Annotated in this window: 13 protein-coding genes and 1 riboswitch; of the genes, 11 read left to right on the top strand and 2 right to left on the bottom strand. The window is 41.9% G+C overall.

Going from position 1 to position 17,427, the window contains the following annotated elements:
- The first annotated feature begins 18 nt into the window (after positions 1 to 18).
- The 7 genes from L0B18_RS11000 to L0B18_RS10970 all read left to right on the top strand — a co-directional run bounded on the left by L0B18_RS11000 (position 19) and on the right by L0B18_RS10970 (position 6,195).
- Positions 19 to 1,173: a saccharopine dehydrogenase NADP-binding domain-containing protein gene (locus L0B18_RS11000; protein ID WP_234571824.1), complete on the top strand. Its 1,155-nt coding sequence runs from the start codon at positions 19 to 21 to the stop codon at positions 1,171 to 1,173.
- A 232-nt stretch (positions 1,174 to 1,405) separates the two neighbouring features.
- Entirely contained in the window at positions 1,406 to 2,833 is a 1,428-nt protein-coding gene (locus L0B18_RS10995; protein ID WP_234571823.1) for a circularly permuted type 2 ATP-grasp protein, read from the top strand.
- Positions 2,834 to 2,857: 24 nt separating this feature from the next.
- Positions 2,858 to 3,835 (top strand): alpha-E domain-containing protein, encoded by a 978-nt coding sequence (locus L0B18_RS10990; RefSeq protein ID WP_234571822.1) that lies wholly within the window; start codon positions 2,858 to 2,860, stop codon positions 3,833 to 3,835.
- Complete coding sequence (locus L0B18_RS10985; RefSeq protein WP_234571821.1) at positions 3,836 to 4,585, top strand: hypothetical protein; 750 nt, start codon at positions 3,836 to 3,838, stop codon at positions 4,583 to 4,585.
- Complete coding sequence (locus tag L0B18_RS10980; RefSeq protein ID WP_234571820.1) at positions 4,586 to 5,449, top strand: transglutaminase family protein; 864 nt, start codon at positions 4,586 to 4,588, stop codon at positions 5,447 to 5,449. It begins immediately after the preceding gene.
- A gap of 78 nt (positions 5,450 to 5,527) precedes the next feature.
- Positions 5,528 to 5,800, top strand: a complete 273-nt coding sequence (locus L0B18_RS10975; protein WP_234571819.1) for a hypothetical protein — start codon at positions 5,528 to 5,530, stop codon at positions 5,798 to 5,800.
- Positions 5,797 to 6,195: a type II toxin-antitoxin system VapC family toxin gene (locus L0B18_RS10970; protein WP_234571818.1), complete on the top strand. Its 399-nt coding sequence runs from the start codon at positions 5,797 to 5,799 to the stop codon at positions 6,193 to 6,195. Before L0B18_RS10975 ends, L0B18_RS10970 begins: the two co-directional genes overlap by 4 nt.
- On the opposite strand, the gene L0B18_RS10965 is transcribed toward L0B18_RS10970, so the two are convergent.
- Both L0B18_RS10965 and L0B18_RS10960 read right to left on the bottom strand, forming a co-directional pair.
- Entirely contained in the window at positions 6,192 to 6,902 is a 711-nt protein-coding gene (locus tag L0B18_RS10965; protein ID WP_234571817.1) for an adenine nucleotide alpha hydrolase, read from the bottom strand. The genes L0B18_RS10970 and L0B18_RS10965 overlap by 4 nt on opposite strands.
- Before the next feature lie 125 nt (positions 6,903 to 7,027).
- The gene (locus L0B18_RS10960; protein ID WP_234571816.1) at positions 7,028 to 8,935 is read right to left on the bottom strand and encodes a TonB-dependent receptor plug domain-containing protein; all 1,908 of its coding nucleotides are present in this window, start codon (positions 8,933 to 8,935) and stop codon (positions 7,028 to 7,030) included.
- 109 nt (positions 8,936 to 9,044) lie between these two features.
- A riboswitch (cobalamin riboswitch) is annotated at positions 9,045 to 9,240 on the bottom strand.
- Between the two features lie 127 nt (positions 9,241 to 9,367).
- Between L0B18_RS10960 and L0B18_RS10955 the strand changes: the two genes are divergently transcribed.
- The 4 genes from L0B18_RS10955 (at position 9,368) to lon (ending at position 17,397) form a co-directional block, all read left to right on the top strand.
- Positions 9,368 to 10,693 (top strand): glycerate kinase type-2 family protein, encoded by a 1,326-nt coding sequence (locus L0B18_RS10955; RefSeq protein ID WP_234571815.1) that lies wholly within the window; start codon positions 9,368 to 9,370, stop codon positions 10,691 to 10,693.
- Positions 10,694 to 10,861: 168 nt separating this feature from the next.
- Positions 10,862 to 13,153, top strand: a complete 2,292-nt coding sequence (locus L0B18_RS10950) for an ATP-dependent helicase (RefSeq protein WP_234571814.1) — start codon at positions 10,862 to 10,864, stop codon at positions 13,151 to 13,153.
- Positions 13,154 to 13,205: 52 nt separating this feature from the next.
- A complete protein-coding gene (locus tag L0B18_RS10945; RefSeq protein ID WP_234571813.1) occupies positions 13,206 to 14,702 on the top strand; it encodes a DUF5723 family protein in 1,497 nt (498 codons plus the stop codon).
- A gap of 154 nt (positions 14,703 to 14,856) precedes the next feature.
- Entirely contained in the window at positions 14,857 to 17,397 is a 2,541-nt protein-coding gene (gene lon, locus L0B18_RS10940) for an endopeptidase La (RefSeq protein WP_234571812.1), read from the top strand.
- Positions 17,398 to 17,427 lie beyond the last annotated feature (30 nt).

The following is a 17,427-nucleotide window of genomic DNA, read 5'->3' as shown; positions in this document are numbered from 1 at the left end:
TTAACGAGAGAGGTTAAGATGCCGTCATTACCCAAAATCCTGATTCTTGGCGGATATGGAAATACTGGATTTCTGATTGCGAAATACCTGCTACAGGAAACGAATGCAGAAATTGTTATAGCGGGCCGAAATCCTGATAAAGCAAAAGAAGCTGCCAAAACGTTGAATCTTGCTTACCGCACAAACCGCATTTCAGCAAAAAAAGTAGATGCGGCTAATCTAAATGATTTGGTGTCCTCCTTCTGGGATACGGATTTGGTTGTGGTAGCTTCCAGCACGATGGATTTTGTGAAGGAAGTGGCAACAATTGCCCTCGATACCGAAACTGATTATATCGATATACAGCTCTCCTCTCCACAAAAACTGAGCGTACTTCAATCTCTCCGGCATAAGATTGAAACCAAGAACCGTTGTTTTATCACCGACGGAGGTTTCCATCCGGGTGTTCCCGCGGCAATGATCCGCCATGCTGCCGGCCAGTTCGATGAGTTAAACGTTGCCAATGTGTACGGTTCCTTTCAGATTAACTGGAAAGAGCTCGAATTTTCAGATTCCACAATTCTGGAATTCATTCACGAATTAAAAGATTTCAACCCTGCGGTTTTTAAAAATGGAGATTGGAAAAAAACAGGGTTTAAAAACCTTCCCACCTTTGATTTCGGTAACACATTCGGGAAACAGATATGTACGCCGATGTACCTTGAAGAACTTCGATGCCTCCCCGATACTATCGAGGGACTGGAAGAAGTGGGTTTTTATATAGCAGGCTTCAACTGGATGACAGATTATTTAATCATGCCCCTATCCTTTTCAGCTCTCAAGTTGTTTGGAGAAAGAGTACATAAACACATCGCCAAGCTTTTGTACTGGAGCCTTGTGAATTTCAGTAAACCACCCTATCAAGCTGTGCTGCAAATAGATGCGCAGGGAGTTTCAAATCATAGAACCAGTTCTTTTTGCATGAAACTCTCTCACAGTAATGCCTATGTTCTGACCGCCGTCCCGGCCGTAGCTTGTATTCTTCAATACCTGAATGGTTCTATTCGGAAATCAGGATTATGGTTTCAGGCAGACCTGATTGAGCCGACTCAATTTTTTGGAGATATCAAACGGATGGGAGTCGAAGTCTCAGAACAATCTCAAGCATTAAAGGTTCAGCCATCCGTTGTTTAAACCTTTTTTATGTTGAGAGGAGATTCTTTTTCAGACTTTTCCTACTCGCTCTATTCTGTTTTGGATGAGTAACCCGAAATCAAAAACTTGTATTCTCTTCCATTTGCCAAAAAACCATTTCTTTCCTGCAAAAATATTTCCCATTAATTCAACAAAATCATATTTTGCCATTTATTAAAATGGTTTAAATTAATAATGTTATAAACACAGATTATTTAAATAATTTAATTTAATGCCTAACGTATCCTATACACATAATGACTCCTATGATGAAATGGTTGACATCAGCGGGCAGTGTCGGCCTCACTATTTGAAGTTCAAAAAATTGTTAGAAGAAATACCGGATGAAAAGCTCAGAGAAATCCAGCAATCGACGGAACGGGCTCAGCTGTCCATGGGAATGACTTTTAATGTGTATCACGATAATCAAGGCACTGAAAAAATTCTGCCGCTTGATATTATCCCAAGAATTATGAGCGGTAAAGAGTGGCAACGGGTTGAAAAAGGACTAAAACAGCGTATCTATGCACTGAATCTTTTTATCCAGGACCTGTACAATGACCAAAAAATTCTGAAGGACAAAGTTATCCCTCAGGAAATTATTCTCTCGAGTTCTAATTACCTCAAACCTTGCGAAGGATTGACTCCGCCCCGGGAGATTTGGTGTCACATCACCGGAACAGATATTGTTCGGGACAAGGACGGCAAATTTTTTGTATTGGAAGATAATCTGAGATGTCCTTCGGGAGTGTCTTATCTCCTGGAAAGCCGTGAAATTATAAAACGCGCCTTCCCTACCCTTTTTAATAAAATCGGTGTCCGGCCTGTGTCCGACTACCCCAACAAGCTCTTGCATCTACTTCAATACCTGACAGATAGCAGTAAACCTGTTGTGGGACTTTTAACGCCGGGCATTTATAACTCCGCTTATTTTGAGCATTCCTACCTGGCACAAATGATGGGTGTTGAACTGGTTACCGGACAGGATCTTGTGGTAAAAAATGACCATGTATTCATGAAAACCACGCAGGGGTTGCAGCAGGTTGACGTACTCTATCGAAGAATTGATGATACTTTTCTCGATCCTAAAACCTTCAAGCAAAATTCCATGCTGGGGGCTGAGGGACTTTTCGACGCATACAGCGCCGGAAATATTGCACTTGCAAATGCGCCGGGTACCGGTGTAGCCGATGATAAAGCTGTTTACGCATATGTTCCGAAAATCATCAAATATTATCTGGATGAAGATCCAATCATTCCGAACGTCCCCACATATCTCTGCTCTGATGAAAAAGAACGCCAATACGTTTTGGAGCACCTTCCAGAGCTGGTGGTAAAAGAAACCAATGCCGCAGGCGGTTATGGTATGATGATTGGGCCTAAAGCAGATAAAAATGAGCATCAAAAATTCGCAGAACTGATCCGGAAAAATCCCCGTAATTATATTGCTCAGCCAACATTATCACTTTCCACAGTACCCACACTGGCGGAGTCGAATATCGAACCCCGCCATGTAGATTTACGTCCCTACATACTTTATGGCGAAGACATTGAAGTCATTCCCGGTGCATTTACCCGTGTTGCGTTAAGAAAGGGATCATTAGTCGTAAACTCATCGCAAGGCGGTGGCAGTAAAGATACCTGGATTTTATACGAATGATTAAGCATCCTAACCTCTAGAAATATGTTAAGCCGCGTTGCAGATTCCATTTACTGGATGGGACGATATCTTGAGCGTTCAGAGAATTACGCACGATTTATCGATGTAAATTTCAATCTCATGTTAGATCTCCCACCAAGTGAAAAAGAGCAGTGGGAGCCGTTGATTACGGCAACCGGTGACCGCGAATTGTACATCAGTAAATATGAAAATTTTGATCGTTTCAACGCTATTTACTTTCTGGCTTTTGATGATGAAAATCCAAATTCACTTCTCTCTTGTATATCCAAAGCGAGAGGAAATGCGCGTACGGTTCGTGAAAAACTGACCAAGGAAAGCTGGGAAAAACTGAATGAAGCATACCTTTTTGCCCTGGAGGGAAAACGAAAGAAAATCTGGCAGTTTGAAGATCCCCGTGGATTTTTTACCGAGGTTAAATACAGCATTCAGCTTCTCTATGGAATTGAAGATAACAGCGTTGCCCGAACCGAAGAGTGGTATTTTCGTCAGCTCGGTCAATTTTTGGAACGGGCAGACAAAACCTCCCGAATTCTGGACGTGAAGTACCATGTACTGCTTCCCTCGCCGGATGAAGTGGGCTCTACGATTGACATTCTTCAATGGACATCACTCCTGAAATCTGTTTCCGGATTCAATACATACCGGAGAATCTTTGGTGAAATCAGTCCGTCCGGCGTTGTCGATTTTCTTGTGCTGAACAAATACTTCCCGCGATCTATTTTTTTCTGTCTTTGTGAAGCTGAAAAGTGTCTTTACAAAATATCCGATTCATCGGGGCATGGATTTACAAACAGTGCGGAAAAAGCGCTCGGCTCGCTCCGTTCCCAGCTTGAATACTATGATGTGTCTGATGTTATCAACTATGGGCTTCATGAATTTCTGGACAATTTACAGATCAGAATAAATGAAGTTTCGAACGCTATTCATCAAAATTTTTTCAAAATTGAACATGATCAATCTTTTCAACAAATGGATCAATAAATGACTTACTGTTTAGGTATTAAAACCAATGAAGGCCTTGTGGGCCTTGCTGATACACGGATTACTTCGGGATCAGAAACAACAACATCCAAAAAAGTTTACACTGTAAATAAACCCAAACACAGCTTTTTTATCATGACCTCGGGTTTGCGATCGGTGCGTGATAAAGCCATCACTTATTTCAACGAAGTAATTGAAGAGGAGGATGACAGTTTTGATAAGCTTTACAAAGCTGCGAACAAGTTTTCTGAACAGGTAAAACGCGTAGCAAAAGAAGACCGGGCAAACCTTGAAGAGTCTGGATTTAAATTTAACCTCTATGCGATTGTCGGCGGACAGTTACAGCGTGATGAAGAACCAAAGCTTTTTCTTCTTTACCCGGAGGGTAATTGGATTGAAGTTGGCTACAGCACACCTTTTGTCATCATCGGGAATACCGGTTTTGGTCACCCGATATTAAGGCGTTCCATTACCTGCAACGAGACGTTGGAATATGCGCTCAGAAGTGCTTTTCTCTCATTCGATGCAACCCGGCTGTCTGCAAATGATGTAGGCTATCCTCTGGACACGGTCATTTTGAGAAAAGACACGTATAAAATTATCGAACACAGGTTTGATGAGAAAGAGCTGGAACACATCTCAGAATACTGGAACGAAAGTCTTCGAAATTCTATCAATCATATGCCGGCAGATGCCTTGGACCAGGCTCTCTTTCCGACAGACATAACACCTATTAAATTAACCTCTTAGATGAATCTGAAGGTTACACATACCACAAAATACAGGTATAAATCGCCGGTAAAGTTTGATATTCATTACCTGCGTTTCTACCCGCTGGACAGGCCGTACCTCACACTCAATAATTTTCATATAGAGGTAACACCCCAACCGGACGGACTGGCCTCCCGCCTTGATACTGAGGATAATCACTGCTACCAGGTTTGGATTCATGACACGCGTATCACAGAATTCAGCATTCATATGGAGATGGATTTGGAGGTGCGCGAATTTAATCCGTTTGATTTTCTGCTGGATCCGGTCATTAAACTCAACGACGGCGAGCAGTTTTACCCTGAAGAGCAGCAAGTACTTTTAAAACCGTATTTGCAGCACGATCCTTTATCAAAAAAATTGAGTGAATTTGTGGATGAAATACAGGATGAAAGTGAGCATGATCTTATAAACTTTTTATCAAATCTGATCATTTACATCTGTCAATTCTGGACACACGAATACAATGAAGGCGAAGTAGAACTGGATATTGACAAATGCTTTGAATCAAAAAAAGGTTCATGCAAAGAACTCTCCTGGATGCTGATGATGATGCTTCGCAGTAAAGGGCTGCCCTCTCGATTTGTTAGCGGCTATGCATTTAATCCCATGTTTGGCGAAGGTCATGAGCTCCACGCCTGGGTGGAAGTTTTACTTCCCGGAGCAGGGTGGATTGGCCTAGATCCAAGTTCCGGCCTGTTCATCAATAAATACTACATCCCAGTTGCCACAAGTCACGACCCTGCCAACACCATGCCTGTAACCGGTCATTACCGGGGAACCAGCGCCTCCCGTTTGGATACTTCCGTGAAGATTCGTGTCACCGGTGAATCAGAAAGCTGAATCTTTTTTTCACGAAATAGCTTGAGGTGCAATAAAACGAAGATTGCCATATTTATGTAGATATGTTAATATGTTTTTATGCGAACAACAATCGATTTACCGGATTCTATTTTAAAAAAAGCCAAAATGAAGGCTCTTGAGGAAAATATTACGCTTAAGGAACTGTTTATTCGAAGTTTGGAGAATGAGCTTAAAGGTTCAGAAAGAGCTTCAAGATCCAAAGCACCCTGGAAAAAATTGAAGGGAAAAGGTTCTTCATCCGGCCTCTCTCCTGCCGATTCCGGTTTCGAAGGGTATTCTGGCCCTGATTGGAATCATTCTATTGGAGTGAATGAACCCGACAAAGATTGATTCTTCTCGACACACATATTTGGCTTTGGTGGCTATTGGGCGACGGAAATTTATCGCCTAAAGAGCGAAAAGCTCTGGACTCAAAAGCTTTGGAGAAAAACCTTTGCATATCCTGGGTTTCAATTTGGGAAACTGAGATGCTGGAACGAAAGCAACGAATTTCCCTCCAACCCGATTTTCAAACCTGGATTCGTGAAGCAACCAATCCTGATTTTATTTCCTTTCTTCCTGTGGATATTGATGTAGTACTCACACAACGCATCCTGCCCAATTCTTTCCATGCCGATCCTGCCGACAGATTAATCACGGCCACAGCAATAATTTCTGACTTTGCACTCGCCACACATGATAACAGGATTTTGGAATCCGGTGTGTGTGAAATTTGGAAAGCTTAGACAGCCATCAAATCACAAAAGCGAAATACCATCTCTCCATCACCTTCGGGTGAAGGATATTTTTTATCTACTATGTCTCCTTTTTTGTAAGGAACAGGTTTGGGGAAAATCGGCCCGTCAAAAACAAACGTGTGAAACTCTCCATTTTCACCGCATGGATCCACATCCTCAGGAATGTTCTCTAAAAATTGATTCGAAAATACTTCACCAGCATATCTCGAGACGGACAGATTCTCATTCACACAGGCAAAGATTGCTTTGAAACCATCGGCAATAAATGTCTGGGCAAGTTGAGTTGTATCTTCTTCCCAAATCGGAAAAAGTGCCTTCATCCCAATCTCGTCGAGCTGTTTTTCCCTGTATTTACGTAAATCCTCAAGAAAAATGTCACCAAAAGCAGAATGGGTAAAGCCCTCTTTCTTCAGTTGAATCATCTGCTCTTGAAGAATTGAATTGTAGTCTTCCATCGAAGGATTTTCGGGAAGATTCAGAAACGTAACAGGAATTCCAAGAACATCGGACTGCTTTTGGATCAGTTCTTTTCGAACGCCGTGCATAGACACACGGTTTGTGAATGAGTTTATAGAAACAAGTAATCTTTCAACAGAAACCTGATCGTTTTCCAACAGTCTCTGAAGAGCGATAGAGCTGTCTTTTCCTCCACTCCAGCTTAGAATTGTTTTGTACTTTTGCGAGTCCGTTTCCAAAATAGTTCAGGGTTTTCTTGTGTGAAGATAAAAAAATCCGATGGACCGGACGACCGATTTTTGAATTCACCTAAGCGATGTCGCCATTCACAAACTGGCCGATCGTTCCATCGGAAATTTAACAATTATAAACTAAACCGAACCCCGGCTTTTGCGTGAATTCCCATCGTGTTATATCCGTAAACCTCGGTAAAATCTGTATCAAAAAGATTTCTAACGGTCGTGTAAATCGTCAATGACTGATCAAGAATTGCATATTCTGCATAAAGGTTGGCAAGAACATACGAATCCAACGTTACTTCTTCGGAAGCATAGCCATTGGCTGGATTGAAAAACAAATCGGTTCGTTCATCTGCAAACTCACCGTCTATTTTAACGGTTAAACCGTTTCCAAATTGGTAGGCAGCATTCAGCCCGAAACTGTTTTTCGGAAGCCTTATCAAATCACTGCTGGATTGTTCATCACCGGCATCGTCTAAAGTAATACTTTCCCCTTCCAGGTAGTTGTAGAAACCGCCAACGGTAAGATTACTTGTTGCCAGCCAATTGATACTCAACTCAATTCCGCTGGTCTCTTCGAGATCGCGATTTATATAACCCGCAGCAGCATATGCAATTAAGTTCTCGATTTCGCGGTCAAAATAGTGAGTTTCAATTTTCACAGTTTGTTCAGCTAAATACGTTTCAAATCCAACCTGAATACTTCGGCTTTCCTCTGGTTCAAGGTCAGGATTGGCTCCGAACTGCCCGAAAAGCTGATCCAAAGACGGGGCTTTAAACCCGGTTCCATAGGAAGCAAAAACTTTGAAGTTATCAGAAATCTGGTAGGAAGGAGAAAAACTGTAGGTAGAATTATTACCATACTCAGAATGGATATTTACCCGGAAACCTGCTTCGGCCCGGAGTCCGTTTCCGGCATCAAGAAACACTGTAGCGTATGGACTTGTAAACGATGTGGAAACTTCAGAAATATCATTTACTTCATCCTCAGGAATGAGACCTTCCTGCCAGTTAATACCTGCCATCGCATGGATATACGGACTAAACCGGTAATTTAAGAATGTATCAAAATTTTGAAATTTACCTTCATAAGATGATTCCCCATATTGACTTGAAAATACTCGCTCTGTTTCCGAAATCATATATGTTGAATTTACTCTGAACCGCCCTGTTTCGAATATAGCCTGGACGCCGGGATTCAACATATTGTTTGAAAATGAATTGGGTGCATCCATAAAAGCGTCCGCATCATAATCACCTTCAAAATCAGAGTATTTTATGAACGGTTTAATCGCCAGCCCTTCTACAGGTTTTACAGTTACATTTGCATAAAAAGAATTTTGATCATATCCATCATCCTGGAATGATTCCGAGCCTTCCGGGGTAGCTGCAGCGCTAATACCATCACTGGACTGATAATTATATCCTACAGAATAATCCAGAAGTTCCTCTACGGATCCGCTAACTTCACCGGCGGCTTTCAAAGAGTTGTAAGCGCCGTATTCAAACATTGCAGACGGTTGAAAAATATTTGCAGCACTTTCTTTGGTGATAATATTAATAACTCCGGCAAGTGCGTCAGAACCATAAAGTGTAGATTGGTTTCCTTTCAGAACTTCGATTCGTTCAACATTGTGCAAAGGAAGTAATCGTAAGTCAATTGCTCCGCCAACTCCGGATGGATCGTTTACAGCAATGCCATCCAACAAAATTAATGCATAGGATGAACTCGCCCCTTGCAGAAAAAGATCCTGGTTATTGGCCGGAGAACCCATTGAATTGTTTACACGAATTCCGCTGTGCTGATGTAAAAGCTGTGCTACATTGCTTCCCGAACTTTGTTCAATTTCTTTCCGGCCGATAATCAGAACCGGACGTGTTGTTTCTCTTGGTGAAACGGAAATTTTTGAAGCCTGGATAACAATCTCGTCAAGATTTAGCGTAGTATCTGCAACCTGAGAATTGGTTTGTGCATAAAGTGATGAGGTGCACAAAAATACCCCAATTATGAGTGTTAAGAATTTTTTGCTCATGGTTATTTTTTGATGTTTATATTGAACCGATGAGCTTCCGATGAAAAAAGTGTGGGGATATAGAACCGAAAATTGATTCTCTATTCCCGGCTCTTCCTCCGAAAGCCTGAATTAGTTTGGCAAACAGGCAGGTCTTCTGACTTACTCAATATGTTAGCTGCCTTCCCGCCCCGAACCATCGGGGCAGTGGCATCGAAAGGCTAACACAATGATGAGCTTACAGCTACGGGGATAGTTCCGGATTTTCACCGGATTCCCTTTTCATCCCGATTTTTAAATCGGAAACCTGATGCTTTTTTTATGGTAAGCCGATTTTCCACTTAAGTCAACACAAACTTTGATCATTTCCCCATTGATTTTAGTTTATTTAGTAGTTATTAAAGGGGCTATTAAATTTTAATTCACAGATTTTAGAAACGAATTAAAAAAAGGATGAATCAGAAAAAACAGACGGTTCAATTTTTTAAATCCATTTTGAAGAATGTCAATCCCAAAGAATTTCTCCCTGAAATCGTACACTGGGATAAGAAAAGCAGAACACTCTCTATACATGATGAAAAGTTTAGCCTTGGCGGACACCAAAAAGCCTATGTAATCGGATCAGGAAAAGCTTCTCCAACCATGGCTATTGCGATGGAAAATATCCTGGCGGACGATCTCGAAAAAGGCTTTATCATTGCTCCGCCAGATACGGAAACCTCTCCTTCAAAAATTGAAATGATGGAAGGTTCCCATCCTCTTCCGGATGAAAACAGTGTAAAAGCAACCAAAAAATTGATTTCACTGATTGAAGAAATTCCAGACGATTCAGTCGTGATTAATCTATTGTCGGGAGGAACTTCAGCGCTGATGTGCTATCCGGCAAAAGGGTTAAGCATTGAAGATTTTCAGAAAACGTACAAGATTCTTTTGGAATCCGGAGCCGATATTCACGAAGTCAATACGGTTCGGAAAGCTCTTTCTGAAGTTAAAGGCGGCCGGCTTTTATCCTATTTTAATAAGGTAACTTTGATCGATCTGGTTATTTCAGACGTACCGAATGATGAACTGGCGTCCATAGGCAGCGGTCCCACCACTCCCCAGGAGATTTCGTTCGATAAAGCATTTAAAGTGCTGAAAAAGTATATGATCTGGAATGATCTGCCACATGATGTAAGAAATCATCTCGCAAATAAAATGGATGAAGAAGCCAGAAATGGAGGTTCTTCTCAAACAGAAGATATCCCCAATCATAAACAATGGATTGTGTCTTCCGCATCAAAAGTAGCTCAGAAAACGAAATCCATGCTTGAGGAGCAAGGTTACAAAACAACGCTGATTGAACCGGCCTGGTCTGGCTTAGTGGATGAGTTTGAAAAACATATTTTGGAGCATCTTCAAAATGACTTGATCAAAAAATCAGGAAAAAATGCGGCTGTCTTTTATGGAGAAAGTACAGTTAAAGTGACCGGAGATGGCTTGGGTGGACGTAACCAGGAAATCGCTTTACGAATGGCGAAGAAGTTGAAAGATTATGATGAACCTGTCATTTTCTTAAGTGCAGGAACAGACGGAATAGATGGCCCAACCGATGCCGCCGGTGCTGTGGTGGACCAGAACACTTTTGAGGAAGCCGAATCCGGGGGAATCAATCCAAATGAATATATCGAGAAGAACGACAGCTATCACTTTTTTGAAAAGTTTGGCGGACATATCAAAACCGGCCCTACCGGAAATAATGTGATGGATATTCAGCTTTTGTTGATTGATGAAAACTAAGTTTCATTCATCCTGATTTGGAATCTTAATACGGCAAAATGGTACTATCATGAGATACTAATCTTCATCAGACCGAAGTAAGATTTCATCCAAATTTGTCCTTAACCCTTCCGTAATTATTCGTAGTTTTACACACTTCAGAAGTCAATAGGAAGCAAGAAATATTTCATGCAGAAATTTACGCTACAGCCGGAATCATCAGGGCGAAAATCACCACCGGATTTTCTTAAAGAATTAAACGAACAACAAAGACAAGCTGCATCGCATACGCATGGGCCGCTTCTGATCGTAGCCGGTGCCGGCAGCGGGAAAACAAGAGTTCTCACCTATCGCATAGCGTACCTTCTGCAACAGCATCACGCGTTACCTCAACAGATTCTGGCCCTTACGTTTACAAACAAGGCCGCACGGGAAATGCAGGAACGAATTCAGAACCTGATCGGTGACAAGGCCAAAGGTCTGTGGATGGGAACTTTCCACTCTATTTTCTCAAAAATTCTTCGGTTTGAGGCGGAAAAAATCGGGTTCTCTGCCAACTTTTCGATCTATGATACCAGTGATTCGGAGAATGCCATCAAACTGATCATGAAAGAACTGAATTATGATCCCAGGGAAATCAAACCGAGAACCATTCACCGTAAAATCAGCGATGCCAAAAATCAATTAATCCTGCCGGATACTTATAAATCTCGATTTGTAAACAGTACACTGGATGACATTACTGCCCGAATTTATGAGATCTATCATATTCGATTGGAGCAGACGAACGCCATGGATTTTGACGATCTGCTGATCCGCCCGATTCAGCTTTTTCAGGAACATCCGGATGTGCTGGAGAAATATCAGGATCGGTTCAAACATATTCTTATTGACGAGTACCAGGATACCAATCACGCCCAGTATAAAGTCACAAAAATGCTGGCTGAGAAGTATGAAAATATTTGTGTGGTGGGCGATGATGCCCAGAGTATTTATTCGTTTCGCGGGGCCGATATCACGAATATTCTGAACTTCAAAAGTGATTATGAAGATGCGATTGAGGTTCCGCTGGAACAAAATTACCGCTCTACAAAATACATCCTTCAGTGCGCAGATTCGATCATCAAACGAAATGAAAAGCAACTCGAAAAAACGCTTTGGACGGACAATGCAGAAGGCGATACGATCACTCTTCTCGAAAATTTTGATGAACGGGATGAAGCAAACCGGGTGGTCAATCACATCAACAATTTGAAGCTTCGCCACGGCTATCAAAACAATCATTTCGCGATCCTTTACCGAACAAACTATCAATCCAGAATTTTTGAGGAATCGCTCCGCCGGAAAGGAATTGCTTACCAGTTGGTGGGCGGACTTTCATTCTATCAGCGAAAAGAAATCAAGGATGTTTTGTCTTATCTCACCTTGTTGGTAAATCCCGAAGATGAACAGGCATTACTTCGAATTATCAATGAACCGAGCCGTGGAATCGGAAACAAAACGCTGAATGATATTTTGAAAAAAGCCAGAAATGAGCGGCGGAAAATCTGGAATATCATTCAAAATGTGGAGGAAGCTGATCTTTACAAACCTGCAAAAGTTAAAATTGGCGAGTTTGTGGAGATGATTAATAACCTGCGCCGGGAGCTCGAGACAGGCACTTCTATTTTGGAAGTGACAAAAAAAATCCTGGAACAAAGCGGTTATATGAAGGCTTTGGTTGAGGAAAACAGTGCGCAATCCCTGTCCCGCCGGGATAACGTTCTCGAACTTCAGAATGCCATCGCTTACTATCAACAGAATAATGGCAATCCAAATCTTGCTTCATTTCTCCAGGAGATTAGCTTGATCACGGATACAGATAAATATGATGAAGACAAACCGGCCGTAACTTTGATGACGGTTCACGCTTCCAAAGGGCTGGAATTTCCCGCCGTTTTTATCGTAGGCCTGGAAGAAAATCTTTTCCCAATGGGGGCTCGGGAAGGAGAAGAGGCCAATATTGAAGAAGAACGCCGCCTCTTTTATGTGGCAATAACCCGTGCTGAGAAGCATCTGTTTTTCAGCCATAGCAAGATGAGATATCGTTTTGGAGAAGAGCAACGGCAGGCCCGCTCACGATTTCTGGATGAGGTAGATCCCGGGATTGTGAGAACAGAGTCCGGTGCCACCATTAAGCAAAAGAACCGGGATGATTTTTCACCAAATAATTCATCGTCATCCGACCAAAAAATTGAATACGACTGGAAACAGCCGCTCCAATCAAAGAACTCTTCATCATCAACCAGTGATTATCAATATGAGTATGATGATGATCCTTTTCATGCCGGTGCCCATGTGATGCATCCAACGTTTGGCCCCGGCAAAATTATTCGCCGAAGCGGAACAGGAAAAGACTCAAGAGTTGTTGTATTTTTCAAAAACAGGGGACAAAAAACCCTGATGCTTCGCGCTGCCAAATTACAAGTCCTCAATCATTAGGGATTTTCAAGTGCTGATCCTGGAAAAAAAGTACGTTTTACTAACTCTCTGCATGATTTTTGCGTTAGCGATTCCCAGAACTTCGCAGGCACAAATATCATTCACTACCGAAAGTATGGCGCTCGGCGGAGGTGGAACGGCCTATTTAACAGGGTTTGAAGCACTCTTTGTTAATCCGGCAAATCTCTACATCCAGGAAAAAAATTATCGATTTCAGATTTCGGTACTTCAGGGAGGGCTCTATTACGATACACTTCTTCCGATTCCAAACAGCTTGGACCGGTACAATCATTTTACCGATCAATTCACGATTTTTGATGCTCAGTCGGACGTTAAAACACTGGAAAGTGATGACTATGAATCACTCCTCAACCGAAACTATTCCAGTCTCAACAAGACAAAAAGAGAGTTCTTAACGGAGTATGATTTTTATTGGTTTGGCCTGAAATGGGTACGCCCAAAACGAAGTTATGCCCTATCTCTTCGAACACGATTCGGCAGCAGGTACGAACTCGGCAAAGGCCTGTTTGCCAATATACCTGTAGAAAAAAACAACAGTATGATTGTAGATCGGTCCTTCAGCCAGAAAACACACATTTTGCATGAGTTCTCCTTTGGGTATGCTGAATCGTTTACGTACTTAAACGGACTGCTTCCCCAACTTTCGGAATTTATCATTGGTATTGCCCCAAAAATTGTACTGGCCGGATCAACTTTTGAAGCAGATTACACAAATTGGTATGAGATGGATTCCGAATCATCACTTTGGAATCAAAAGACTGCCTATACCCAGCAAACTTCCGGAATTTTAAGCGGATACGGTGAACACTATTTTAATAATGGCAGCCTGCCATCACAATCCGAACATTCATTCAATGATCTTTATAAACCCGCAGGGATCGGAATAGGACTTGATATCGGCGTCACTTATCTGATTACATTTGGTGACGACCTTTCTGTATTACGCCAACAAAATGAACCCACAGAAAAGTCGCTTCGGCTAAGCCTTTCAATAACAGATCTTGGAGCTGTTTATCAATATAAATCACCTTATCAATATACCTCTGAAACGGCCGAGGCTTTTACATCTGAATTGGAATCGCCATCAGAAACCGTTTTCACGGGCGCACCTAATGAACATTACCTGTTTTTGTCTCAATTTGATGATTTCACAAACTTAACCGCTGATTCGCATAACGCAGACCCGTTCGACCTCCTCCTCCCTACCAGCATACAGGCAGGAGCACTATTTCAGTACCAGGCAGTTAAAGTAGTAGGAGACTTTAGCTATTCCCTGTCCGATACTCCATTCAACCATAAAGGGTTAGCAAGCTACATTGGTGTGGAGTTGCGTCCTGTACCTTATATTCCCATCCGGGGTGGAACGCGATTTGCCCCGGAAATGAGTGGTTATTACAGTTTTGGAACGGGTATTGAAACAAATCATTTCGATGTGAATATGTCTGTATTACTGAAAAGCCGTAAAATCGGACCCACACAGGAGATTTTAGGTTTTTCCTTATTGGGACTGAAATTTTATTTCCAGTAAAGGAACCTGTCCAAGTGACAGAAAATAATCCGGCACTCACAATTTGGCAGAACCCTGATGCCACTTCTGACGTTATGGTAGCAAAGAGATTTTTGGCTTCCAATTTGCCATTTACTGAGTAAAATAATTTAACATTGAAATTTATCCCCTTTACATGTTTGAACATAAAAACAGATTTCAGACGGCATTTGAAGATCAAAATGAAGGATTTGATGATTTTGAACAAGCAATTCCTCTGATGAGCGAAGAAGAGGAAAGAAAACTTACGGAATCAGAAATTCCGGATAGTTTGCCTATTCTTCCCCTTAAAAATACCGTCTTATTTCCGGGTGTTGTCGTTCCAATCACCGTAGGAAGAGACCGTTCTCTTGCTCTTGTTAAAGAAGCCTATGAAAACGACAAAACCATTGGTGTAGTAGCTCAGAAAGATGAGTCTGTTGAAGATCCGGATCCCCAAGACCTCTTTCAATATGGTACTGTAGCCCAAATTTTAAAACTTATCAAAATGCCTGATGGCAGCAAGAGTATTGTCATCCAGGGAAAAAGTGTTTTCCACATTGAGGAATTCACGCAAACCGATCCATTCTTTAAAGCCGATGTAGAACCCGTTCAACAAAACATGGATGTTTCAGGAATTGAGCGGGATGCATCCATGCGATCCATTAAAGAGACGGCTTCTAAAATTGTGAATTTATCTCCGAATATTCCTTCGGAGGCATCTATCGCAATTAATAATATTTCCAGCCCTACCTTTTTATTGAACTTTATTTCTTCGAACCTCCAGGTATCTCTTGATGAGAAACAGGATTTGCTTGAAATCAAGACCTTTTCAGAACGGCTGGATAAGGTAATGGAGCACCTGAATAAAGAGCTTCAGGTTTTAAATCTTAGTGAAGAAATCCGTTCGAAAGTTAAAACGGATATTGACGATCAACAGCGGGATTTCTATCTCCGCCAACAGATGAAGGCAATACAGGAAGCACTTGGCGAAGATAGCGAACAGCAAGATATTGCTAAACTTCGTGAACGTCTTGAAAGTAAAGTTGATGTGCCAGAGGAAGTTATAGAAGCCGCAGAAAAAGAAATTCAGCGGCTTGAAATGACACCAAATTCATCTCCGAATTACGGAATTATTCACAGCTATGTAGAGTGGATTCTGGATCTTCCGTGGGGCGAATATTCCGATGATAAGCTGGACCTCAAACATGCCCGGAAAATTCTTGATGAAGATCATTACGGACTCGAAAAAGTTAAAAAACGAATCATTGAATATCTGGCCGTATTAAAGCTGAAAAAAGATATGAAGGCGCCAATCCTTTGTTTCTATGGCCCTCCCGGCGTTGGAAAAACATCGTTGGGTAAGTCTATTGCCAGAGCCATGAACAGGCAGTTTGAACGCTTTAGTCTCGGTGGTATTCATGATGAAGCTGAAATTCGTGGACACAGAAGAACCTATATTGGCGCACTTCCGGGACGAATTCTCCGTGCAATGAAAAAAGCCGGAAAAGGAAATCCGGTCATGATGCTGGACGAGATTGATAAAGTAGGATCTGATTTTCGGGGTGATCCGACCTCTGCCCTGCTTGAAGTTCTTGATCCCGAACAAAATGACTCGTTCACAGATAATTATCTTGAACTGGAATACGATCTCTCCAAAGTCATGTTTATCGCAACAGCGAACTCACTGGATACTATTCCAGCGCCCCTTCGTGACAGAATGGAGATTATCAACATCAGTGGATACACCTTGGAAGAGAAAGTTGAAATTGCGCGTAAGTATCTCATTCCGAAACAAATTCTAGAAAATGGTTTGTCTAAAAAACAGATCAAAATTTCTAAAGCTGCTATCGAAAAAATTATTGATGAGTACACACGGGAATCCGGTGTAAGGAATCTGGAACGTCAAATAGCTGCCGTATGCAGAAATGTGGCTGCACAAATCGCCAGTGATGACATCGACGAAAAAAGTGTTGGAGTGAATGACATCCAGGAAATACTTGGCAAGCAGAAATTCTTCTCAGAAGTGGCCGAGCGAACCACTGTTCCTGGTGTATCCACCGGACTTGCATGGACTCCTTACGGAGGTGACATTCTCTTTATTGAGGCAAGTGTTAGCAAAGGCAGTGGCAAACTTCATATCACTGGACAGCTTGGCGATGTAATGAAGGAATCTGCCATGCTTGCTATTTCATATTTAAAAGCTCACGCCGATAAATTAAATATCCCCGAGGATGCTTTTAAATATTGGGATCTTCATATCCACGTGCCGCAAGGGGCCGTTCCTAAAGATGGGCCATCCGCCGGAATCAGTATTTTTTCAGCAGTTTCATCCATCTTTACTCAAAGAAAAGTAAAAGGCTCTCTTGCTATGACGGGTGAAATCACCCTTCGTGGATTGGTTCTGCCGGTTGGAGGTATCAAAGAAAAAGTGCTTGCCGCAAAACGTTCAGGCATTAAAAAAGTAGTGTTGCCTAAGAAGAATGAGAAAGATGTCGATGAAATTGAGTCGGATGTATTGGGTGGTCTTGAGGTTCAATATATAGAACGGATGGATCCCATTCTCGACATTGTACTTGAAGAAAAACCTGTTACCGACCCTCAAAAGCGATTTAAAGTTTCCGATGAACATAAATCGCACAATGGGGCGTCCGGCAGGACAAAAGATACCAGTGCTGAAAGCTTGGTAATGGAGTAAAAAACTTCTTTCACACACAACTAAAAGCCC

Origin of the sequence: Rhodohalobacter sp. 614A, from assembly GCF_021462415.1 — a bacterium.
Lineage (GTDB): Bacteria > Bacteroidota > Rhodothermia > Balneolales > Balneolaceae > Rhodohalobacter.
Note: the sequence above shows the minus strand (reverse complement) of the source record. Positions and strands in the feature narration are given on the sequence as shown.